General features: G+C 70.8%; 15 protein-coding genes. 6 read left to right on the forward strand and 9 right to left on the reverse strand.

All coding sequences use genetic code 11. From position 1 onward, the window contains the following. Positions 1 to 30: 30 nt before the first annotated feature. The 7 genes from J4H92_RS01405 to J4H92_RS01435 form a co-directional block, all read right to left on the reverse strand. Positions 31 to 3105, reverse strand: coding sequence for a lamin tail domain-containing protein (locus tag J4H92_RS01405; protein ID WP_208095244.1), 3075 nt, complete (start codon positions 3103 to 3105; stop codon positions 31 to 33). Between the two features lie 328 nt (positions 3106 to 3433). After that, positions 3434 to 4885, reverse strand: a complete 1452-nt coding sequence (locus J4H92_RS01410) for a lamin tail domain-containing protein (RefSeq protein ID WP_208095245.1) — start codon at positions 4883 to 4885, stop codon at positions 3434 to 3436. Positions 4886 to 5482: 597 nt separating this feature from the next. Next, complete coding sequence (locus J4H92_RS01415; RefSeq protein ID WP_208095246.1) at positions 5483 to 6445, reverse strand: helicase associated domain-containing protein; 963 nt, start codon at positions 6443 to 6445, stop codon at positions 5483 to 5485. A gap of 115 nt (positions 6446 to 6560) precedes the next feature. Beyond that, positions 6561 to 7373, reverse strand: a complete 813-nt coding sequence (locus J4H92_RS01420) for a helicase associated domain-containing protein (RefSeq protein WP_208095247.1) — start codon at positions 7371 to 7373, stop codon at positions 6561 to 6563. A gap of 30 nt (positions 7374 to 7403) precedes the next feature. Continuing rightward, entirely contained in the window at positions 7404 to 8117 is a 714-nt protein-coding gene (locus J4H92_RS01425; RefSeq protein WP_341782963.1) for a response regulator, read from the reverse strand. Next, positions 8114 to 8317, reverse strand: a complete 204-nt coding sequence (locus tag J4H92_RS01430; protein ID WP_208095248.1) for a hypothetical protein — start codon at positions 8315 to 8317, stop codon at positions 8114 to 8116. Before J4H92_RS01430 ends, J4H92_RS01425 begins: the two co-directional genes overlap by 4 nt. Before the next feature lie 55 nt (positions 8318 to 8372). Next, on the reverse strand, positions 8373 to 9560 hold the full coding sequence (locus tag J4H92_RS01435) for a sensor histidine kinase (protein WP_208095249.1): 1188 nt from the start codon (positions 9558 to 9560) through the stop codon (positions 8373 to 8375). A 412-nt stretch (positions 9561 to 9972) separates the two neighbouring features. Between J4H92_RS01435 and J4H92_RS01440 the strand changes: the two genes are divergently transcribed. Continuing rightward, entirely contained in the window at positions 9973 to 12096 is a 2124-nt protein-coding gene (locus J4H92_RS01440; RefSeq protein ID WP_208095250.1) for an acyltransferase family protein, read from the forward strand. 64 nt (positions 12097 to 12160) lie between these two features. Here J4H92_RS01440 and J4H92_RS01445 read toward each other — a convergent pair whose 3' ends face one another. Continuing rightward, entirely contained in the window at positions 12161 to 14299 is a 2139-nt protein-coding gene (locus J4H92_RS01445) for an acyltransferase family protein (protein ID WP_208095251.1), read from the reverse strand. A gap of 112 nt (positions 14300 to 14411) precedes the next feature. On the opposite strand from J4H92_RS01445, the gene glf reads away from it, so the two are divergent. Further along, entirely contained in the window at positions 14412 to 15554 is a 1143-nt protein-coding gene (gene glf, locus J4H92_RS01450) for a UDP-galactopyranose mutase (protein ID WP_208095252.1), read from the forward strand. Positions 15555 to 15593: 39 nt separating this feature from the next. Here glf and J4H92_RS01455 read toward each other — a convergent pair whose 3' ends face one another. After that, entirely contained in the window at positions 15594 to 16856 is a 1263-nt protein-coding gene (locus tag J4H92_RS01455) for an O-antigen ligase family protein (RefSeq protein ID WP_208095253.1), read from the reverse strand. A 39-nt stretch (positions 16857 to 16895) separates the two neighbouring features. Here J4H92_RS01455 and manA point away from each other — a divergent pair, with 39 nt between their 5' ends. The 4 genes from manA to J4H92_RS01475 all read left to right on the forward strand — a co-directional run bounded on the left by manA (position 16896) and on the right by J4H92_RS01475 (position 23728). Next, a complete protein-coding gene (gene manA / locus J4H92_RS01460; protein WP_208095254.1) occupies positions 16896 to 18203 on the forward strand; it encodes a mannose-6-phosphate isomerase, class I in 1308 nt (435 codons plus the stop codon). 155 nt (positions 18204 to 18358) lie between these two features. After that, on the forward strand, positions 18359 to 18673 hold the full coding sequence (locus tag J4H92_RS01465) for a WhiB family transcriptional regulator (RefSeq protein ID WP_208095255.1): 315 nt from the start codon (positions 18359 to 18361) through the stop codon (positions 18671 to 18673). A 142-nt stretch (positions 18674 to 18815) separates the two neighbouring features. Next, positions 18816 to 22337, forward strand: a complete 3522-nt coding sequence (locus J4H92_RS01470) for a glycosyltransferase family 2 protein (RefSeq protein ID WP_208095256.1) — start codon at positions 18816 to 18818, stop codon at positions 22335 to 22337. Further along, a complete protein-coding gene (locus J4H92_RS01475; protein ID WP_208095257.1) occupies positions 22334 to 23728 on the forward strand; it encodes a DUF5719 family protein in 1395 nt (464 codons plus the stop codon). The genes J4H92_RS01470 and J4H92_RS01475 overlap by 4 nt, the downstream gene beginning before the upstream one ends. Positions 23729 to 23752: the final 24 nt, after the last annotated feature.

A 23752-nucleotide genomic window follows, 5' to 3' on the forward strand; every position in this document is an offset into this window, starting at 1 on the left:
ACGCTCAGGGACCGGGAACCGCCATTGGCGCTACTTGATCTTGACGCGGACCTTCTTGGTGGCCTTCGCCGCCGTGAACGTCGTGGTCGTGATCTGCTTCGACGTGGTCTTCACCGTCTTGTACGACGCCCTCGGCACGGTCGTGCTTACGGTCACCCGCTTGCCCTTCTTCAGCTTCTTACCCTTCGCGCCGAGCTTGAAGGTGCCCTTGCCGGACTTCAGCTTCACGCTGTAGGTGCCCTTCACGCCCGTCACCTTCACCGACACCTTCTTCGGCAGCTCGGCCTTCGCGAAACCGCGGTTCGCCGTCACGGTCACGGTGAACTTCTTGCCCTTGAGCGCCTTCACCTTCACCGCGACCTTCGACGACACCTTCTTGGAGACCTTCACCTGCACCAGCGGCACCTTCGTGGTCGCCTCCGACACGGCCTCCTTCGACACGTAGCCGGGCAGCGCACCGGTCACCCGCACGCTCAACGCCTTGCCGACGTCGGCGGCGACGACGGTGTACCAGGGCTCGTCCGCGCCCGAGATGGGCTGGCCGTCGCGCAGCCACTGCCACTCGGGCTCGACCGCCGGCGACCAGTCGCCCACCGACGCCGAGAGGCGGTCGCCGACCTTCGGTGCGGTGTTGTCGATCACGGGGGCCGGGGCCTGGGTGAACTCGGCACCGGCTACCGCGGCGGTCGCCTGCGAGACGACCTCTTTGGTCTCGACGCCCGAGGCCGTGCCGGTGACCCGCACGCTCAGCGCCGCCTCCACATCGGCCGCGACGGTCTTGTACGACGCGCTCGTGGCTCCCGGGATCGGCTGCCCGTCGCGCAACCACTGATAGGCGAACGACGCGGCCGGCGTCCACTCCGGCGTCGAGACGACGAGCGTGTCACCGAACGCCGGGGTGGTGTTGCTGATCACCGGCTCCGGGGCGGCGGTGAAGGTCCCCCGGACTGTCTCCGTCTCCTCGGACACGGCGTCGCTGTCGAAGCTGCTGTTGACCACATGACTGAGACCGGTGACCCGCAGAGAGATTTTCTTCCCGAGATCGTCGACGGTCGTGCGATACGCGACCTGTTTCGGCCCGGCGCCGCCGATGCTGGGCTCCACCCGCTCGGTGGCACCCGCGATTGGCGCTCCGTCTCGCAACCACTGGTACTCGTAGCCGACGCGGTAATTCAACTCGGCCGGGAAGAGCGTGGTCCACTCCTCGTGGCTCGCGACGATCGACTCGCCCAGACCCGGCGTGGTGGTGCTCAGCACGGGCGTCTTCTTCGCGCCGGGTGCCCAGTCCTCCGCCGTCGGCACCAGCTCGGTGGTCCGCAGCTGCCAGGTCTGGGTCTTGTGTCCCGGCTTCGACGCCGTCACCGTGGCCCGGTAGAAGACCGTACCATTCACATACGGTCGATAACCGTTCTCATCGTTGACCACCCGGAACACCGGATAGTTCGCCCTGGTAGACCCTTCCACGTTGTGCCAGGTCGGAGAGCCAGTGGTTTGGATTGCGTACGACCACTGATACGAGATCGTGGCGTCGGCCGGGGTGATGGCCGAAGGGTCCACCGTGAGGGTGTCGAAGTAGCGCGGCGTCGTGGTCGAAAGCGTCGGGGTACCAGAGAACTCCCCGATCGTCACCGTCACCGTGTGCGGAGCCGAGACCTCGGAGTCGGTGTAGGGGTCGCTCGACCCGGCCGAGGCGTACGTCGCGGTGAACCGGTACTCGGTGCCCGCAGTGGAGCCCGGAAGCCCGGTCGCGGTCCACGTCGCGACCCCGTCGGTGACGGTCACCGGGCCGGAGCGGTTCGAGCCGTTCTGCGCGAACGTCACCCGGCCCGCCGCATCGGTGGCGACGCCCCCGCCGGGCTTCGTCACGGTCGCGGTGAGGGTGACGCTGCCGTTACCGGTCGCCTCGCTCCCGGTCACCGTGGTCTCGCCGGCCACGGCGACGGTCGGCACCTGCTCGGACTGCCCGAACACGTTCTCCGTGCCGAAGGTGCCCAGCCCGGTCGTGTCCCACGCGCCGCCGCCCGGCGCGGTGCGCCCGTAGGTGGTGATCGCGTGCTCGGTCCAGGCGTAGCCGTCGATCTTGGTCGCCGGCCCGAACTCGGTCGTGCCGGGGGCATACAGCCCGATCGAGTCGTCGGCACCGAGGTCGAAGCCGCCGCTCACCACGAACGCCCGGTATCCCCCGGCGGCGATCGTGCTGTCCTCACCCTCGGGGATCACGAACTGATCCCCCGCCTGGTTCGTCAGGATGAGGCCGGCGAGGTCGAGTTCGCTCTCGCCCGTGTTGTAGAGTTCGACCCAGTCGCCGCGGGTGTCGCCGTCGGACTCGACCTCGTTGACCCGCAGCGTCTCGAACCGGTAGGGGTTCTCGGTGAAGTGCACCGTCCACAACGGGTCGACCTGCGAGGTGCCGACGTTGAAGCCCAGGCTGGTCGTGTTCTCAGGGTCGGTCAGGGCCAGCACCCCGGTCGCCCGGTCATAGGTGGCAGCGGTCGACGGGATCGGTCGAGGCCGCGAAGCGGCCGGATAACTCGCATCAGGGTCCTGGATGCCGAAGGTCACCAACCGCGGGTCGAGAGTGATGCTCGGCTCGGTGTACGCCCCGACGTACAGATGCTGCGGAGTGACATGCTCCTTAAATATTGTCGAGGAAGTTCGGTAAAGGGGAGAGAGGTCCGCGATCTGGTTCCCGCCGAGCCACACTTGGTTCCCCCAGCGGCTGCCGCGGACCGGCGAGAGGTCGGTCAGACGATTGTTGCGCAGATCGATCGTGTAGAGCTGCGTCAACGACGCGATCGGAGTGATGTCGGCGATCCGGTTGTTCGCCACCACCAGGTGCCTCAGCTCAGTGAACGCTCCAATGCCTTCCAGCGACCGGATGGGGGCGTCCTGCTCCGCACCATCCCACGTGACGGTCGTCGCCTTCACCGCGTCCTCGTCGGTGATCGTCGCGTCCGGCTCGCGCTCGGTTTCCGTCGCCGCAGCGATCGCGGCATTCAGCGCGGTCTTCAGATTCGCATCCGGCACATCGACCACTTCGGCGGCATGGGCAACAGGAGCGCTGAGGGTCAGGCCGCTCAGGGCGACGGCCGCAGCGGCGAGCATCGCGAGCAGGCGTGGAGTTCGTGTGCGCCGTTCAGACGCAGAAATCACAGGCATGGTGGTATTGACTCCCATGGCAGACAGCGATCTGCCAACTAGATGGCGGAGATTTTTCCGCACGACAAACAAAGGCCACTCGATGCCACGCAATAATCTAGGCATCGGAGGTGAACTCCACGCCTCGTCAACCATGAACGAATGGTGAACAGAAGGTTCCGCTCCGGGGAAGAGGGAGGCGGGCAGCGCTACGCCCCCGGCAGCATCGAGTAGGTGGCCGGGGGCGCAGCTATTCAGTTGTTATTCAGTTATGGGTGCGCGCGGGTAACGCAGCTCAGGGAGCGACGTTCACCGCGCCCGGGGTGGGTGCCCCAGTCTGACCGAAGGGACCGGTCTCATTGGGGATCCGACCCCAGGTGTGGTCCGCGTGAGAGGTCCACGAGGTCTCGTCGATCGATGCCGGGAGGTTGTTCGGATCCGAGAAGTCGGTGCCCGAGTTGTACAAGCGCGCCGCATCCACGTTGCCGAGGCCGAAGCTGCCGCTCGTCGACGCCGGATCGTCGACGCGCACCACGAGGTAGCCGCTCGCGGGGATGTTGGTGCCCAGCGGGATCGTGTAGGTGTGCGTGGGATCGTCGTCCGTCAGCACGAGGCCCCCGACGTGCAGGGCGGTGCTCTGCTTGTTCTTCAGTTCGATCCAGTCACCGGGCTGGGCCGCACCGGTCTGCGGCTGCGACTCCACCTCGTTGATGACCACCTGAGCGCTCGTGACGGGCGTCGGCAGGCTACCAAAGGTGTTCGGCAGTTTGATGGTCGCCCCCGTGGTCACGCCCCAGCTGCCCTTGGTGGTGTAGGCGGTGCCCCGGTTGAGGCCCCAGGTAAGGTTCGTGCCGGCGTGCGAGGTCCACTTGATCCGGTCGATCGGCTCCGCGGTCGACACGTCCACGGTGCCGGGGGCGAAGAGGCGGGCCTCATCGTTGGCGCCGAGGCCGAAGCCGTTCGAGCCGGCGTCGGGGTAGACCACGGCGTAGCTGCCGGTCAGCGCGCTGCCCGGGTCGAGCACGGTGCCTGCGGGAACGGTGACCTGGTGGCCGTTGTTGTCGTCCGACAGGATCGCACCCGAGATGTCTTTCGACGTCGTCGTGGTGTTGTAGAGCTCGATGAAGTCGGTGCCCTGCGTGCGCACCTCGTTGATCACCACACCGGCCCAGGCGTCGGGCTCCGGGTTGGTGCCCGGGTTCGTCCACTGGTTGGGCGCACCGGGGCTCGCCGCATCGAGGGTGACCCAGCTGTTGGGCTCGCCGTCAGTGTAGAGACCGTAGGTGGTCGCCGCGTGCTGGGTCCACGAGTACTCGTCGACCACTGCATCGCCGGGGCCTTCGCCCTCGTCGTAGAGACGAACGGCATCGTTGTTACCCAGACCGAAGTTCCCCGGGAGGTTGGGGTCGTCGGTCTCGATCACGAAGAAGCCACCGGCCTCGATCGTGCCGCTGAAGCGGATCACGTGGGTGTCGTTGTCGTCGGCCAGGGCGACATCCTCGAAGACGATGTCCTCGTCGCCGGTGTTGTAGAGCTCGACCCAGTCGGGCAGATCGTTGCCGTTCGAGTCCTTGGCGTTGGACTCGATCTCGTTGAGCACCACGTTCTCGCCGAACGCGGTGACCGCGTTCGCAGCGGGAGCGGTGAGGGCGCCGAGAGTCAGCGCGGAAACGGCGAGCAGGGGCGTCGCGACGAGCACGACCGCCTTCCTGCTTGACTTGAGCCCGAAGGCTTGCTTGAAAGACATGATGGTTAGTGCCTTTCGTTGAAGGTGAGGCCCGCTGGTATTGGTAGTGCTCGGGTCTCGACTAGCTGACTGAAGCCGACCCGCAGTTGGCGGGCCGCACCGCCCCCAACTGCGGGCCGGTGCTCCATCTCGCTGGCGATCGCTGATGGATTCTCGTGAGCGGATAGCGAGGTCGAAGAGGCCGCATCCCGACTCCAACTGCGTTCGAGTGCTGCGCTCCGTCGACCTGGGCATCAGCCTCCCAGACCGCCGGCACCCGGTCAAGCGGCCGATTCGCGCCATCGGGGCACCGGTTTCGAGGCCGGGAACCACCCGGATCAGTTACGCACCAAACCCGAGTTTCGCCGCTTCACACTTGGTCATCTGCCGATCCGCCTGATGCCGCGGCCCCATCGCCGGGCACCCTCCCGTAACCGCGCGTTGGCCGAAAGCTTGCCTTCGTGATGTAGAGTGTTGTGTTTGTGCGCCTGAGGCGTTTCTCGGCCCTTCCGAGCCCCGCGCAACCCGCAGACTCACAGGTTTCTTTCAGCTTGGGCTGCGGGCGCACTAGAGCACGCGTCGATCCGCGGGAGGCGGTACTCCCGCGCGCGTATCCGCTCAGATCCGATCGCCGACGCTGCGGCGGAGCTTCGCGCGCCGGGCGCGAATCGACCCGACAGTGCGGTGGAGGAGCCGTGCGAGCTCGAGATCCGTGGTCTCGGCCACCAGCACCAGGCGATCCTCGGCCATCGTCCACGGCGCGTTCCGGCGAGTCGGAGGGTTGCCCTGCGACTCGCGGACGCGCTGCTGCTGCGCCCGCTCCCTCGCGCAGACCCCGCACCGCGAACCGCCGCGGCCGTCCGAGACCAGATTCTCCGCACGCTGCGGGTGCCCGGCGCGGCACACTCCGCCGCGGAGCGGCGCCCCCGCCTCCTCTGCGGCTTCGGCAGCGGCCGATGACGGCGGCGCCGGGAGCTGCTGCCCGGCCGGATGCCGGCGCAGCCACGTGCGATAGGCGGACCTGTTGACGCCCGTCGCTCTGGCGAGCATGCCGAGCGGCACCCGATACCGTTCGTCGATCTCGGCCAACAGGCCGCGGAGTTCCGCGATCGCCTCGGGCGCCGCGCCCGGGAGCGCGCCTCCCTCCGGCGACACGAGATACCACAGCTCCACCACTCGATTCAGCAGCGCTACCGGCACGCGCAGCACCGTGTCCTGCATACGGAACCCGCCGACCCTGCGCCTCCGATACCGCGATACCGGCCGCTGCCTCTCGGCGGCGACCGCGCCCGCCGGACGGCCCTGACCCGGGCCCGCGGTGCGATCGTTCCCGTGAGCCGGCGATCGGGACTCCCGCCGCCGCTTCGCGCGGAGCGTGCCGCCGAGTCCGGCCTCTTTCAGCCGCAGCAATCGCCCGGTCTGAAGCCGGCCCTGACCCGCGAGCATGGACTGATGCGCCAGCCACGTTCCCAGTCGACGCTCGGTCGCGTTCCGCGGCTGCACATCATCCGGCCGGCGGCCGTGCGCCGCCAGCCAGGCCACACAGGCCGAGAACAGCTCTTCCCACGCCTCGGAGTCCACGACAGTTGGACCCCCTCCCCGGCCGGACCGTGCTAGATCGCTCTCAAGCTAGCCCCGGAACAGCGAGGCGTATACCCCACGTTCGTGTGGTTTTTCGCGGTGCGCACGGCGGCGCTCAGGGCCGCGCCGCGGTTCTCAAGACGTCGCGATCCAGGCCGGTGACCCGCGCGAGCCCGGTCAGAGTGACTCCACCGCGCTCGGCGAGTTCCACCAGCAGCCCCCGGAACTCCGCCGTCCACACGTCTGACCGGGTTGCGGCAGACGTGTGATGCCCCACCTCTGCGAGAGCATCGTGCAGCGCCACGAGTCGGGTCAGCTTCTCGACCGGGAGCTGCAGGATCGGATCGCGCGAGCGGCACCCGTTGATCCGTCGTTTGCGCTGCCGCGCCGCCTGGTGCCGCTGTTCAGCGAGGCGAAGCCTCGGCGCCAGCCCGTAATCCCGTTCCGGACACCGGTCCTTGTCGGGGCGGTACTCGGCGCAGTAGGTTCCTGCTCCCGAGCTGCTGGTCTGCAGCATCGCACCGATCTCGGAGAGCCGCCATCCGGCGGCATGGAGATGATGCGCCGCCGAGCGCACATCCCACACATCCGCTGCCGCCCTGATGTCTTGCGCGGCGGACTCCGGAATGCGCGCCCACTTCGCGGCCCGGTCGTTGATGATCGGCGGACGCCACCGGCGCCTCGGCGGCGTCCGCCAGCGACGCCGGCCGGCCTGCCAGAGCCCGGCCTCCCGGAGCCTCAGGAATCGGCCCGTGGGCAGCTCTCCCACCTCGGCAAGCGCCACCTGGTGTTCGAGCCATACCCCCAGCCGCTGCTCTTCGGGGCTTTGCGCCTCGCGCGGAGAGGGGTGACTGTCATGAGTCCTCATCCAGGCGAGGCACGCCGCGAACCTGTGCTCCCAGTCGTCGCTCACCAGCGTCACCGTCATCTTCAGGGCCGAATGGTGTCGTCGTCTTCCTCAGGAGCTGATGAAACGGTATTCGACGGCCTTGACGACGAGTTGCGCGAGGTTGGCGGCGTCGAGCTTCTCGCGAAGGTGCCGAGCGTGGTCTTTGACCGTGGCAGGACTGACGCTGCGGCTCTCGGCGATCTCGTCGTAGCTGCGGCCCTTGCAGATCAACTGCAGGGTTTCGAGTTCAACCGCCGTGAGCCGAGGGACAGCGGTCTGAACCGAAGCGTCCTGGTTGCCCGAGATGAACACGTCGGCGGCGAGCCCGCCGAGGAGCGCCGGATCGTCGCCGGCCGCCGCGATGCGGATCATCTCGATCAGCGCATATGAGGAGGCGTCCTTGTCGACGGCGGCCAGCGCCCCCGCCTCGAGAACCCGCACCAGCCCAGGCCCCGGAGCGATCGTCGTGAGCGCGATCACCCGCGCGTCGGGATCGTCTCGGAGGATCGCGGCGGTGGCCTCGATGCCCGAGATGCCCGGTGACATGTTGATGTCCATGAGCACCACGTCCGGGCGGAATGCCCGGTATGCGCGTATCGCCTCCTCGCCGCTGCTCACGGGCTCCAGCAGTTCGAGCCCGGGTGTGCCCGAGAGCACCGCGGTGAGGCCGCGGATCGTCCAGCGATCGTCGTCGACCATCAGCAGACGGATGGGATCGCTTCGGCCCCGGTCGGCCTGGCGCGAGACGGCGGGCACGGGAGGCGAAACAGCGGGCACGGTCACAGGCAGTACTTCCGGTACAGAGCGGGGTTGGTCTCTCTCCACAGCGCGCACTGCGCCACGGTGACCAGGGGCACGACTTCGGGGTCTGGCACGGTGGTGATCGAGGAGCTCCCACTTGCCACCGGAGCCGGGGCGGCGACCGGGGCGTTGAGCGGGAGAATGAGGGCGAGGGCGGCGAGGATGCTGACGAGAGTGCTCATACCTCAATCACATAGCGCGCACCTCACCTTGCATATCCCACGTTCGTGTGGTTTCTCAGTCCGGGATCGGGAAGGACAGCCGGACGTGCACCACGCCGTTCTCGGCGACCATGCGGCAGGTGCCGCCGCGGGTCTCGGCCCGATAGCCGAGGCTTCTCGGGGTGAGCCCGACGTCGGCGGTTCCGGAGTTCGTGGTTTCGAAGCTGAGCGTCGCCTGCCCATTCTCGGCGCTGCGGGTGACGTTCAGCTCGCAGGGGCCGTCGCCGGCGTGCTTGACCATGTTGGTGATCAGTTCGCGCAGCACGAAGCGCACATCCTCCATCATCTCCGGCGGAACGGCGTCGGGCAGATCCCCGACCCGCACGCGCACCCGGGTGCCGCCGGTCTCCGCCGCCGCCGCGAGGCTGTTTGCGATGCGGGCCACCTCGGTTTCGAAGCGGACCTCCGAACGCGGCTGTTCCTCATCGTGCTCGGCGAGGCGCAGCAGCAGTTGACGGAGCTGCTGCTGCGCGTCGCGGTTCACCAGCGCGAGTTCGCCGAGCATCCGAGTGCGCTCCTGGTCGTCGGGCTCGTGGGCCGCAGCGCGGATGATGCCCGACTGCAGAGCGAGGCTGTGCTCGACCGTGTCGTGGGTGTCGTTCATCAGCCCGAAACGGATGCGCTGCACCTCGCGCTCATGCTCGCGCGCCGCCTCGATCTTCCGGGCGGTCTCCCGGTTGACGCGCCACTCCAGATACGCGCCCGTGAGCGCGAGCGCCGACCCGGTACTCCAGGTGTACAACAGCAACGAGAAGGGTGTTGCGACAAGGATCTCCAGCCGATGCTCGAGTGCGACCACGAGGAACGCCGCACCCGTCAACACGAGCGACAATCGCCAGCGCAACTTCGCGAGCAGCACGGCGGCCGCAAACATGATCGGCGCCAAGAACGGGTTGATGTAATCGGGGTACACCGCGATGAACACGATGAACAGCCCGGTGGCGAGCAACCCAGAGATCCCAGCCGCGAAAGGGGTGAGGAGGATCACTCCGACCGCGAGCGGGTAGATGAACAGGAGATACCAGACCTCGTCGGTCTCTGCGCGAAGCGGAGAGATCCCGGAGAACGCATAGATCAGAGCGAACACCCGGATCGGCGGATCGACCAGGCGCGGGCCGATGACCACTCTCACCAGACGGTCGAGGCGGGAGCTGCCGGACGAGGCGAGTGCGGCGCTGATGCGGTGGAAGACACGCTGAGGCAAGGGGCAGTCCTAACGCTGAGATGACGACGGAGAGGGAGCCCGCCGATCCTGATTCTTCTCATCCGGCTTCTTCGAGAGACGCGGAGCGGGGGTGCCCCCACTGCTGCAGCGGTGACTGGCCGGTACCGTGTGTTGTCGTCGACGGTGAGTGTGTCCGAGAGTCAAATTACTCGAACCGCGGTTTGAGTTGAACCGTCAACGATCGACTTCTCACGATTCGCCCGCTCAGATGATGAGAATTCATCCCTGATTCAGTCGGGTTCACCGCACCGCTACCGGCGGTTCACCTCAGGTTTCGTAAAGTCGTCGGGGTATCCGCCTGCACCGCGCTGAAACGCTCGGAGCAACGCTGGGCGCCGGATGACGTATCCTCGTAGTCGTCGCGTCGGCGGCCACGGATCGAGGAGCGGGGATGTCGAGGACGGCGGTGAGCGACGGCGCGAGGAAGAGAACCCGCCCGCCGCGGTCGCGCAGCGCCTACATGCACGAGATCGACGGGGTGCGCGGCATCGCGCTCACCCTCGTCGTGCTGTTCCACGTGTTCGGCAACGGGCGTGTCTCGGGCGGCGTCGACGTCTTCCTCGTGCTCTCGGCCTTCTTCCTCACCCGTAAGCTGCTCGGGTATCTCGACGGCGCCGCCCCCGCAGCGTCCCCCCGCGAGCGGCGGGGCTGGCTCGGCGCCCACTATCTCCGCGTCGCCACGCGGCTCCTCCCGAGCGCCATGATCGTGCTGGCGGGCGTCCTCGTCGCGACCTGGCTGTGGACCCCGGTCACCCGTCACGCCCAGACCCTCGCCGAAGTGCTCGCCTCCGCCCTCTACTACGAGAACTGGGAGCTCATCTTCTCCCAGCTCGGCTACGAGGCCGCAGGCCCCGCCTCCAGTCCCCTGCAGCACTTCTGGTCGCTCTCCGTGCAGGGCCAGTTCTTCATAGTCTGGCCCCTCCTCGCCTTCGCCCTCTTCGCGATCCTGCGCCGCTCCCGGCCGGGCCTCCGCGGCGCCTTCCTCGCGGTCACCGCGCTCGCCACCGCCGCCTCGTTCGCCTGGGCCGTCTCCCTCGTCTCCGTCGACCAGGAAGTCGCCTACTTCGACTCCTTCTCGCGCTTCTGGGAGCTCGGCGCCGGAGCGCTCATGGCGTTCGTGCCGGGCCGCCTCGCCGCCCGCCCGTGGGTGCGCGAAACCCTCACCTGGGTCGGGCTCGCCATGATCGTCGCCAGCGGCTTCCTCTTCGACGGCGCCTCCGTGTTCCCCGGCATCCCGACGCTCTGGCCCGTCCTCGCCACCGCCCTCGTCCTCTTCGGAGCCTCCCGGGAGGTCGCCGCCGGATTCTCCTCCGCAGTGCTCAGCACCGCCCCCGTCCGATTCCTCGCGCGCATCGCCTACCAGCTCTACCTCTGGCACTGGCCGGTCCTGATCTTCTACATCCAGCACCGCGGCCACGACGCGGTCGGATGGCGCGGCGCGCTCGTGGTGCTGGGCGCGTCCGTCGTGCTCGCCGTGCTCACCGAGCGCGTCACCTCCGCCGCGCTCCTCTCCCGGCTCGCCGGACGCGGCGCGCTCCGCGCGATCGCCGTGCCCCTCGTGCCGCTGCTGCTCGTGGCGGGCACCGCGGTCTGGTGGGGCGCCGCCGTCCGCGCCGCCGGCCAGGGCTCGGACGGCACGGGCCCGGAGCTGAGCGCCGCGCACGTCGGCGCCCTCGCGCTGACCGACCCGGATCCCACCGAGTTCGCCGGCGCCGGCGGCTCCGTCACCGGCTCCACCAACGACCCCGACGTCGAGTTCCTCCCCCGGCTCGAAGCCGCCTATCTCGACCGCGCCGCCATCTACCGGCAGGGCTGCGTGCAGACCAACCGCGAAGAACCGGGCTCCGAGCAGGTGCTCGTCTGCGACAACGACCACTACGGCGACCGCAGGACCATCGTGCTGACCGGGGGATCCTATGCGGCCCAGTGGCACCCCGCGCTCCGCGAGATCGCCGAGCAGCAGGGATGGCGCCTCGTCGTCATCGAGAAGAACGGCTGCCGGCTCCGCAGCGACAGCACCCGCGCCGACTGCGCCGAATGGAACCGCAACGTGATCCCCGTGATCGCCTCCTACGAGCCCGACGCCGTCATCACCCTCGGCACGGGCATCCAGCTGAACCGCGAGTCGCCCGAGCGGATCATGCAGGCCGAGCTCGACCCGATCCGCGAGCTCGGCGAACTCGGCATCCCCGTCATCGGGATCCGCGCCACCCCGAAGTTCCCCTTCGTCGTGCCCGACTGCCTCGCCGAGCACGACAACGACATCGCCGCCTGCTCGTACCCCCGCGCCGAGATCTTCGATCCGCACATCTTCGAGGGCCAGGGGCTCGAACTGCCAGACAACCTCAGCTTCGTCGACCTGAGCGACGGGCTGTGCGGGCCGACGCTGTGCGAGCCCGTGGTCGGCAACGTCCTGGTCTACCGCGACGCGGGGCACATGACCGCCACCTACGCGGCGACGCTCGCCCCCGCCCTCGAGGCGGCCATGCGCGAGGCCGCGCCCCAGCTGTTCTAGGAGCCCCGCGGTTTCAAGGGCCCGGCGGTCTCGCGGCCGCCGCGGTGCCAGGGAGCGCGCGGTCTCAGTCCGACGCGGTCTCCTCGCGGATGACGTCCGCGAAGATCGGCGCGAACTCGCGGCTGAAGGTCTCGGTGAGATGGTGGCTGTCGCGGTACACCAGCGTGTTGCCCAGGATCGGCGGGCAGGTCTCGCCGCACAGCCAATCCGTCACGGGCAGATACCGTGCGCCCGTCCGCTCCGCGGTGTCGCGCACCGCATCGTTCACGTCCGCGCGGATCAGATCCTCGGCCGCCGGCGCGCAGCCGGAGGTGTCGTCGAGATTGCGCGAGAGGCAGACGTCCGGGCCCTCCTCGAACTCCGGCAGGTCATCGAAGTTCGGGACGTCCTCGATCACCACGACCCGGCTGGGCGGCTCGATGCGCTCGATCGTGCTGCGGAAGCCCTCCGACCACTCCTCCGGCGGGGTCTTGCCCATGTTGGTGTTGTTGCCCAGGAACACCACGGCCGGCTTCAGCTCGGAGATCGCGTCGAGCACGTTGTCGCGCCACTCCGAGCAGATGCTGCCCGGAGGGGTGGTGACCGAGACGTCCGCCGAGGGGCAGGAGCTCTTGGTGAGGGAGAGCAGGGCGATCTCGTCCCGCTCCGCCAGCTCGTTCAGCGCCGGGAACCAGGACGCGGCGTGCGAGTTGCCGAACAGCACCACCAGCGGAGGCCGCGCGGCGGACTCCGGGGAGAGACCCGTGGCTGATCCGCCGCCGCTGGCCGACACCTGCGCGACCGGGCCGTTGCCCGCCGAGGTGAAGAGGCAGTCGTCGCGCAGCTCGGTCGTGTCCTGGTCGAGGTGGCAGCCGTCGTCGTAGATGATCGGGTTGTCGTCCTCGGCGCGGCTCAGCGACGGGGTGAGGTTGTTCGGCACGAACGCCGTTCCCGTCGGGTGCAGGGCGAGCGTCGTCTGCTCGCCCTGCTTGCCCGAATCGAGCGGGATGTTGTTCAGGGCGTTCGCCGCCGGGATCGCGGCGAGCGCGAACGCCACCGCACCGGCGAGGGCCACCGGGAGGGAACGGCGGCTGGAGGCCGCCCACCAGCGCTTGGGGGAGCGGCCGGGCTCCTCCACGAAGCGCCAGCACAGCCAGGCGATCGGGATGCTCAGCGCGCCCAGGGCCAGCGTGACCGGCAGCGGAAGCGGATCCCCCCAGCCCCGCACGGCCTGCGGCAGGATGAGCAGCGGCCAGTGCACGAGATACAGCGAATACGAGATCTTCCCGAAGAACTGGAACGGCGCCGTCGCCAGCACCCGGCCGAGCACCGTGCCCGACTGCGCGCCGGTGCCGGCGCCGACCCCGGTTCCGGCGAGGATGACGAGCGCCGTGCCGATCACCGGGACCGCCGCCTGCCAGCCCGGGAACGGGGTGGCCGAGGTGTAGACGAACGCGGTGACGCCGACCGCGGCGATCCCGAGCCAGGCCAGCCAGGGCTTCCACCGCGCATCCTCCCGGAGACGCGGCCACAGCACGAGCGCGAGGGCGAGCAGCGCGCCGACGCCCAGCTCCCACGCCCGGCTCGGCAGCAGGAAGAAGGCCCACGGCTCGCGCCACTCCGTCAGCCACAGCCCCAGCACGAACGACGCCGCGGTGATCACGGCGGTGGTCGCGAAGAGCACCGGGCGGGATCCTCGGCACATCCTCCAGACGAGCAGCAGGATCAGCGGCCAGAACAGGTAGAACTGCTCCTCGATGCCGAGCGACCAGTAGTGCTGGAAGGCCGAGGGCGACTCGTTGGCGAGGTAGTCGGTGCTGCGCCAGGCGAAGAGCATGTTGGGGATGTAGGCGATCGTCGCGGCCGCCTCGGTCAGCAGATCGGGCAGCACGATCCGCGGCAGGAAGGCGACGCCGAACACCACCGTCAGCACCGCCACCGTCCAGGCCGCGGGCAGCAGGCGCCGCACCCGGCGGGCGTAGAAGTCGGAGAGGCGGAGGCCGCCGCCCTCCAGCCGCTGCACCAGGTGGCTCGTGATGAGGAACCCCGAGATCACGAAGAAGACGTCGACGCCGATGAACCCGCCCGAGAGCTGGCTCACACCGGCGTGGTAGATCACGACCAGGAGCACCGCGATCGCGCGGAGCCCCTGGATATCGGTGCGGAACCCCGCCGAGGCGCGGTTCGCGTCGGCTCGGCGGGGAGCCTCGCGTACATCTGGCATGGGCACATTTTATGGGTGATCCGCGCCGACGAAGCTGACAGACCCCCCTCAGCGGCGATCCGCGCGCCGCGTCCCTCGCATCCGCATCGGCGTCGGCCCTAGGATTGCCGGTATGGATCTTCTCGTCGTGGGCAGCGGGTTTTTCGGTTTGACCATCGCCGAGCGGGCGGCCGCGGAGCTCGGCAAGCGGGTCACCGTGATCGACCGCCGTTCGCACATCGGCGGCAACGCCTACAGCGAGGCCGAGCCGCAGACCGGCATCGAGGTGCACCGCTACGGCGCGCACCTCTTCCACACGTCGGTCGAGTCGGTGTGGGAGTACGTCAACCGCTTCACCGCCTTCACCGGCTACGTGCACAAGGTCTACTCGAACTACCGGGGCGAGGTGTACCCCCTGCCGATCAACCTCGGCACGATCAACCAGTTCTTCCGCGCCGCCCACGGACCGGACGCGGCGCGCGCCCTCATCGCCGAGCAGGCCGCGGAATTCGACACCAGGAGCGCCCGCAACCTCGAGGAGAGGGGCATCTCGCTCATCGGGCGCCCGCTCTACGAGGCGTTCATCCGCGACTACACGGCGAAGCAGTGGCAGACCCCCACCACCGAGCTGCCCGCCGAGGTCATCAGCCGCCTCCCCGTGCGCTACACCTACGACAACCGCTACTTCAACGACACCCACGAGGGGCTCCCCGTCGACGGCTACACGGCCTGGCTCGAACGGATGGCGGATCACCCGAACATCGAGGTGCGGCTCGACACCGACTTCTTCGACACCGCCCAGCCGCTCAACCGCGCAGCGACGGTCGGGCAGGTGCCGGTGGTCTACACCGGGCCGATCGACCGCTACTTCGACTACGCCGAAGGGGAGCTGGGCTGGCGCACGCTCGACTTCGAGCAGGAGGTGCTGCCCGTGGGCGACTTCCAGGGTACGAGCGTGATGAACTACGCGGGAGCCGACGTGCCCTACACCCGCATCCACGAGTTCCGGCACTTCCATCCCGAGCGCGACTACCCCGAGGATCGCACGGTCATCATGCGCGAGTTCTCGCGCTTCGCCGAGCGGGACGACGAGCCCTACTACCCGGTGAACACCCCCGCGGATCGCGAGCGGCTGCTCGCCTACCGCGCGCTCGCCGACGCCGAGCGCGGCGTCCTCTTCGGAGGGCGGCTCGGCACCTACCAGTACCTCGACATGCACATGGCGATCGGCTCGGCGCTCAGCATGTTCCGGGGCCGCCTCGCCGAGATCCTCTGAGGCCCTGGCCCGCGCGCTCGCCCCGCGCCCGGCCCGCCCTCAGCCGCGCGGGATCGGCACCCGGCGCCAGGGCAGCATCCTCGGCTCGGTGCCCTGCGCCGGGAGCGCGAAGTCGAAGCGCGTCTTCACGGCCAGCGTCACGAGCAGCAGCCATCCGCCGTCGACCAGGATGCTGCTGTCGGCGACCGACTGCACCATCAGCGCCACCATCGCCAGCCACGGCCAGAGCGCGCTCGTCGCGTAGGGCAGCGCCGGGCCGGGCCCGCGACGGGGCGGATCCACCGCGCGGAACCACACCCGGAAGAGCGTCAGCACCACGAGCGGGGCGAACAGCAGCAGCCCGACGAGGCCGGTCTGCAGCCACACGTCGAGCCAGGCGTCGTGCGCGCTCGCGACCGCCGGGCCCGAGGCCGCCTGCAGACGATCGAACGGCGCGACCTGCTCCGGCCAGGCCCCCACCCAGCCCCAGCCGACCGCGGGGCGCTCGAGCACGAGCCCCCAGACCCCGTCCCACGCCTCGGCGGGCCCCGCGAGGCGCCCGGCGCCGTTCAGCATCGCGGAGAGGGCGTCGCGGGCGACGATCGCCACGACCGACACCGCGGCGAAGAGCACCGCGGCGGTCGCGTAGAGCGGCACCCGGCGGTGCTGCGGGATGCGGCGGCCCCACATCGCGAAGCCGAGCCCCGCGAGCACCGCCACCAGGCCCGCCCAGACCATCGGCGTGCCCGCCAGCACGATCGCCACGACCGAGACGCACACCCAGAACCAGCCGGTGAACGGGCGCACCAGTCCCGCGCGGAGCTGGATCCCCCAGACGATCAGCGCCAGCAGCGCGAGGAACCCGGACGGCGCCGGATCGCCCGGATCCGCCGCCGCGCCGCCCGCGAACAGCGCCGACCACAGTTCGAACGCCAGCCGCAGGCCGATCAGGATCCGCAATGCCGCCGCGAGCGTCCGCAGCAGCTCGTGCCAGGTCAGCACGTAGGAGAGCGCGACGGCCACCGCCGTGGTCGCGAGCACCGTCACCAGGCCGATCAGGCTCGGCAGCAGGGTGGCGGACCACAGCAGCGACAGGGCGCTCCAGGCGAGGAACCAGTAGAGCGGCGACGGCAGACGGTACCAGCGGAAGCGATCCGGGCGCACCCGCACGAACACGAGCACGCTCGCCGCGACCACGACGACCGCCAGCGAGACGAAGAGCGGTGGCGGCAGGATCGCGCGCACCTCGTCCGCGCCGAGGACGAGGGCGAACACGATCGTCGCCCACGCGCTGACGGCCAGTCGGGTTCTGCTCTCGGCCATAGTCGGTATGGTAGCGGGTGACCATCAGGAGACACGCTTTTGCTCATCTTCATCGAGAACACGCCGCGGGCCTACGCCTGGGGATCCCGCGAGGCGCTGCCCGAGCTGCTCGGCACGCGACCGACCGGGGAGCCGCAGGCCGAGCTCTGGCTCGGCGCCCACCCCGGCGGGCCGGCGACCGTCGCCAAGGCCGCGGCGGCGGGCCTCACGCTGATCGAACTGATCGAGAGCGATCCCGAGAGATACGGGGTGGACGGCGGGCAGCTGCCCTTCCTGCTCAAAGTGCTGGCCATCGGGGCGCCGCTCTCGCTGCAGGTGCACCCGGATCTCGCGCAGGCGCGGGCCGGCTTCGCGGCGGAGGAGGCGGCCGGGATCCCGCGCGGCGCGCGCGAGCGCAACTACGGCGACCCCAACCACAAGCCCGAACTGCTGGTCGCGCTGAGCGAGGTGTCGGCGCTGAGCGGCTTCCGCCCCCTCGCCGAGGCGCGGGCCGAGCTGCTCGCGCTCGGCGGCGCGGTGGCGGGGCCGGATCGTGACGCGCTGCGCCGTGCCGCGGACCGCTGCTCCGCCGCCCGCCCCGAGGACGAACCCGAGGCGCGCCGGAGCTTCCTCGCCTGGGCGCTCGGCGGGGGAGCCGAGGCGCTCGCCGCGGTCCGCGCCCTCGGCAGCGCCGCCGGCGAGCACGCTGCGGCCGCCGCGGCCGACGGCGTTCCGGAGCGCCGTCTCGCCTGCCTGCGCGAGCTCCGCGCGACGCACCCCGACGATCCCGGCGCGCTCGTGTCGCTGCTGCTGCACCTCGTGCACCTCCGGCCGGGGGAGGCGATCTATCTCGAGGCGCGGCAGCTGCACGCCTACCTCGCAGGCGTCGCGGTCGAGGTGATGGCCGCGTCCGACAACGTGCTGCGCGCCGGCCTCACCGAGAAGCACGTGGACGTCGCCGAACTGCTGCGGATCCTCGACCCCGACGAGCTCGCCGAGCCGCGGATGCCCGCCCGCCGGGCGGCCCCCGGCCTGCTCGCCTGGGAGCCCGGGGTCGCGGATTTCCGCTTGTTACGCGCGCGCCTCTGCGAGCCGGGGGAGGCCGAGGGCGGCTTCCCGGAGCCCGCATCGGACGCCGCGGGCCCGGCGGACGCCGCCGCCCTCGTCGAGGTCGACGCCGCGCATCCGCTGGTGCTGATCGTCACCGCCGGCCGCGTCCGCGTGGAGCGTCCCGCGGCCGAGCTCGACGAGGTGGCCAGCGTCGGGCGCGGGCAGTCGCTCTACGTCTCCGCGGGCGAGGTGATCGAGCTGAGCGGTCGCGGCGAGGCCTTCCTCGCCACGGTCGGAGCCCCGTACGAGGGAGCCTGAACGCCCCCGGCGTGTCGTGAAACCTCAAGCCGCTCTTGAGGCTTTAGAATCTTCAGCTTGACTTGTGCGAATCACAACGGTGTAATTGTGTGCAGACGCAGGAGCGTCGTCACCGCAGCTCAGATCGCCGAGAGACCAGGAGGAGTGCATCTCCCATGACGCAGCAACTCCCTGAACCGCAGGTTCCCGGCAACTGGTATGTCGACCCCGTCTTCCTCGGCGTGCCCGGGGTCCGTCCCGACGAGAGCGAAGCGCTCGCCTGGCAGGCCGACGCGCTCTGCGCGCAGACCGACCCCGAGGCGTTCTTCCCCGAGAAGGGCGGCAGCACGCGCGAGGCCAAGCGCGTCTGCGAGGGCTGCGAGGTGCGCAGCGAGTGCCTCGAATACGCCCTCGCCAACGACGAGCGCTTCGGCATCTGGGGCGGGCTCTCCGAGCGCGAGCGCCGCAAGCTGCGCCGCGAAGCGATCTGACCGGACTCCGCACCCGGGCACGCCTCCGCGGCCGGACCCGGGCCGCGCCGGGCGTCGGCGATCCGCGCTCAGGGAGGTTTCCCAGTTCCCGCCCGGCGAGGCTCCCCGCTGCGACGGGCGCGCGATCTAGGCTGGCCACGTTATGCGCAGCACCATAGTCACCGCCGTCGTCGTCGCCCGCGAGGGCGGCGACTGGCTGGAACAGACGATCGAGGCGCTGAGCCGGCAGACCCGACCGGCCGACCGCATCATCGCCGTCGTCACCGGAGGGAGCGACCCGACCGCCCAGCAGCTGGTGCGGGGCGGGGCGCAGCGCGTCGTCACCACCAACGGCGCCCTCCCCTTCGGCGCAGCGGTCCGCCTCGGCGTCGCGGCGATCCCGGGCCTCGAGGCCGAGCACGACGGCGACCGCGTCGAGGCCGACGGCGGCGAAAGCGGCCGCGGCGACGTCGCCCCCGAGCACGAATGGCTCTGGCTGCTCAGCGAGGACGCCGCCCCCGAGCCCGAGGCCCTGCAGCGGATCCTCGCCACCGTGCAGCGCGCGCCCTCGGTCGCGGTCGCGGGCCCCAAGCTCGTCGACTGGGACCGGCCCGAGCACATCATCGAGCTCGGCCAGAGCCTGACCCGCAGCGGCGAGCGGTGGCTGCTCCGCCGCCAGGAGCTCGACCAGCAGCAGTACGACCACCTGCAGGACGTCCTCGGCGTCGGCCCGGTCGGCATGCTCGTGCGTCGCGACGTCTGGGACGAGCTCGGCGGGTTCGACCCCGCGCTGCCCGTCTTCGACGACGGACTGGATCTCTCCGTGCGCGCCCGTCTCGCCGGATACCGCGTGGTCGTGGCCCCCGGATCCCGGATCCGCTTCGCCCAGAGCGGCATCGCCGGGCCGCGCATCGACCGCTCCCGCGCGGTCATGCGCACCGCCCACCGCCAGGGGCGCGCCGCCGACCTGCGCCGACGCATCGCCTACGCGCCCGCCATCCTCGCGCTCCCCATGTGGCTCGGACTGCCGCTGCTCGGCGTCGCCCGCGTGCTCTGGGCGCTGATCCGCGAGCATCCCGGCCGCATGGTGGGCGAGTTCGCCGCCGCGCTGGGCGTGTTCTTCACCCCGGCCAGGATCATCGCCTCGCGCCGCAGGATAAAAGCCGTCAACCGGGCCGGCTGGTCCGCCGTGCGGCCGCTGCGCGTCGACCCGAAATCGGTGCGCACCGCCCGCATGATCGACCGCGAGGCGATCCTCGCCGCCCAGGGGCGGCGGTTCCACGAACTCCACTTCATCTCCTCAGGCGGGCTCGCCGTGCTCGTCGCCGCAGCGGTGCTCGCAGCGATCCTCTGCTGGTGGGCCTTCGCGCAGACCAGCCTCAGCGGCGGCGGACTCGCCCCCCTGAGCCCCCTCGGCGAACTCTGGCAGCACACCCGCGCCCAGGGCGGCGTGCCCGCCGACCCCTTCACCTGGGTGCTGGCCGTGCTTGGCACGCTCACCTTCTGGAACCCCTCGCACGCGATCGTGCTGCTCTTCATCGCCGCGATCCCGCTCTCCGCGCTCGGCGGCTGGATCTGGGGGGCGCAGCTCACCGAGAGCAAGGCCGGGCGCGCCCTCGTCGGCCTGGGCTGGGCCGTCAGCCCCGTGCTCCTCGGCTCGCTCGGCGCGGGGCGCGTGACCACGCTCGTGCTCGCGGTGACGCTGCCGTGGCTGCTGCTCGCGGCCTCCCGCTGCCGCGAATCGTGGAGCTGGGCCGGCACCGCCTCGCTCCTCGCCGCGGTCGCCCTCGCCAGCGCGCCCGTGCTCATCCCGGCCGCACTCGTCCTGCTGCTCGCGGGCCTCGTCAGCTCCCTGCACGGCATCGCGCGCGTCCTCACCACCGCCATCGCGCCGCTGATCCTCTTCGCGCCGAAGATCGTCCAGGCCATCGGCGGCTCGCCCCTCGACCTGCTGCTCGACCCGGGCATCACTCCCGTGTTCCGGCCCGGCAGCGTGTGGCAGCTGCTCCTCGGCTTCCCCGAGTTCGGGCTCGAGGGCTGGGCGGGCATCTTCGACGGCCTCGGCCTCGGCGGCGCCCCCGCGACGCTGCTCGTGGGCGTGCTGCTGCTGCCGATCGTGCTGCTCGCGGCGCTCGGCCTCCTCACCGGCCGGGTGCTCGTCACCGTGCTGAACGCGCTCCTCGGCGGGCTGGGGCTCGCCACGGCCCTCGGATCCGCGCAACTGAGGCTGCTCAGCGAAGGACCGGAGACGGTGGCCCTGTGGACCGGCTCCGGGCTCGCCCTCTACTGGATCGGGGTGCTCGGGCTCGCCGCCGTCGGCTGCACCGTGCTGGCGCGCGCCGCGACGCCGCTCGTCGCCGTCGCGCTCACCCTGGCGCTCGTCGCGGTGGCGCCGCTCGGCGCGCGCCTGCTCTCCGGACAGACCGGCCTCGTGCCGGGCGACGCCCAGATGCCCGCCATCGTGCAGGCGGCCGGCGCCTCCGACCCGGCGCTCCGCACCCTCGTCCTCACGGCCGAGAGCGACAGCGCGGTCCGCGCCCGCCTGGTCACCGGAAGCGGATGGCGCCTCGACCAGGTGCGCACCGCCGACCGCACCGCCGAGGCCACCGCGCAGGACGCGTGGGTCGCCGAACTGGTCGCGGCTCTCGCGAGCACCGGCGCATCCTCCGTCGCGGCGGACGAGCTCGCCGGGCACGGCATCGGCTTCGTGCTGCTGGGCGGAGGCGGATCCGACGCGGAGCGCGCGGAGCTCCAGGCCGTGTTCGACCAGAACGCGGCGCTCTCGGGCGCCGGCCAGACCGAGCACGGGCTGCTCTGGCGCGTGGACGCGGAGGGCGCCCCCGACGAAGCCGCCGACGAGGGGGACGCCTCCGAGCCCGCCGGCTCGGAGGCAGACGGGGTCGCCTCCGAGCCCGTGGATCCGGCTGCCGAAGGGAACGCCTCCGCTCCCGTCGAGGGCACCACCTTCAGCGGCTACACCGTCTGGTGGGTGCAGCTCGCGGTGCTGTTCGGGATGCTCCTGCTCGCCCTGCCCACCGGGGAGGTGGTCGAGCGGCCCGAGCGCCGGCGCCGCGGCAGCAGGACGCCCGTGCTCGAGGAGACCGAGTCGGGCGTCGCGGGCGCGGATCCGGGCGCGGCGCCGGACGCGGAGGGCGGTGCGCTGGGTCGTGCGGAGTCCGCTGCGGTGAGTCATGCGGAGTCCACCGGCGAATCCGCTGATGCCGACGAGCCCGCTGGTGGCGCCGGGCCCGCTGGTGCCGACGGGCCCGCTGGTGGCGCCGGCACGGTCCTTGCCGGCACCGCTGCCGGGGTCGACGGTGCTGCCGGGGTCGCCGGGCCCGCGGCGCTCGACGATTCCGCGGATTCTGCGGCGCTCGATGATCCTGCGGATTCTTCCGACCCCCATGATGCTGCCGGGTTCGATGATCGTGCCGAGTCCGGTGAACCTGCGCAGGTCCGGGAGGGCGATGATCCGCTCGACCCGGACGGGCACGGCGATCCGGTGCCGGACACCGCGGAGGTGCCGGTGGTGGCGGCCGCGGAGCCCGCCGCGCCCGCCGACGAGTCCGCGGCCAGGGACGAGCAGGGGACCCGAGACGAGGCGGAGCCGCTCGACGCAGCGGACGACGCCTCGGGAGACGTGTCGGACGGAAGCGGTGCGCCGCGTGAGGGGGGTCCGCGATGAGCGGGGGAGCGAACCGGGTGCTCGTCGGTGGGCTGCGCGCGGCGACGGGTGTGCTGATCATCGCGGCCGCTGCCGCGATGGCGCTGTTCCTGGGCGCGGTCGAGCTTCCGGCCGTCGAACGCGACCCCGTCGCGATCCAGGTCGACACCCGCCAGAACGCCGAGCAGATACGCGTCTGCGCGGGATCTTTCGCGGAGCTCGGCGCGGACCCGGAGCGCTCCGGCACGGCGCTCCCGGTCGGGACCGCCGCCGTGGTGCAGGCCGGGTCGGCAGACGAGCAGTTCGAGCTCGAGCGCGAGGAACCGGGCGGCAGCGCGCCGCAGGTGTTCCGCGCCGCGGCGGACGAGACCTTCGCCGCGGCGCAGCGGCAGGACGTGTCGAGCGACAATCTCCGCGGGCTCACCGCCCTGGCCTGCGCCGAGCCCCTCAACGAGCAGTGGCTCGTGGGCGGGGCCACGAGCGTGGGGGTGTCGACCACGCTGAACCTCGGCAACCCCTACGATGTCCCGGCCACCGTGGAGCTCACCGTCTATGACGAAGAGGGGGAGCTCGATGCGGCGCAGACCAGTGGCGTGCTGGTGCCCGCCCGCGGCGAGCGCGTCGTCTCGCTGAACGGCTACGCGCCCGGCCGGGAACGACTCGCCGTGCGCGTCGTGAGCACCGGTGCGGCGGTGACGGCGTCGCTCGGGGTCGGCCAGGTCGACGGGCTCAGCTCGTTCGCGGTCGATACGGTCACCCGCCAGGCCGAGGCGCAGAACACCCTCGTGGTGCCGGGCATCGTGAATCTCAGCGAGCACGAGCACGGGCCCGGCGACGCCGGTGAGCTCGATGCGTTCCCGGTGGTCGTGCGCGCGCTCTCAGCCTCCGGCGAGGCGAAGACCGCTCGCGTGCGCGCGCTCCTCGGCACCGGCGGCTCCGAGGACCTCGGAACCCTCGAGTTCGACGGCGCGGCGGTCGCGGAGCTGATCGTGCGTCACTGGCCCGAGGAGGCGCACGCCATCGTGATCGAGGCCGATGCGCCCATCGTCGGCGGTGTGCTCGCGTCGGCCGATGCCGGCGGCGAGCATGACTACGCCTGGTACGCGCCCGCGCCCGAACTGCCGGAGGAGACCGAGCACGCCGTCGCGGTCGTCGACGGCGGGAGCCTGGTGATCGCCAACCCCGGGTCGAGCGAGGCCGAGGTGAGGGTCTCGGGGGCGAAGACCGACCCGAGCGACTACGTCGTGCCCGCGGGAGGCGCCATGGTGGTGCGCGCCCCGGCGGATGCGCGGCTGAGCAGCACGGTCCCCGTCTTCGCCACGGTACGCGTCGCCTCCCGCTCGGATCTCGCCGCCTACCCGGTGCTCGCCGCAGCCGAGCGGACCACCGCGCTGACCGTGTATCCGCGCTGAATGCCGGGCTGCTCCGTGCCCGCG

The organism is Leucobacter weissii (assembly GCF_017565745.1).
Lineage (GTDB): Bacteria > Actinomycetota > Actinomycetes > Actinomycetales > Microbacteriaceae > Leucobacter > Leucobacter weissii.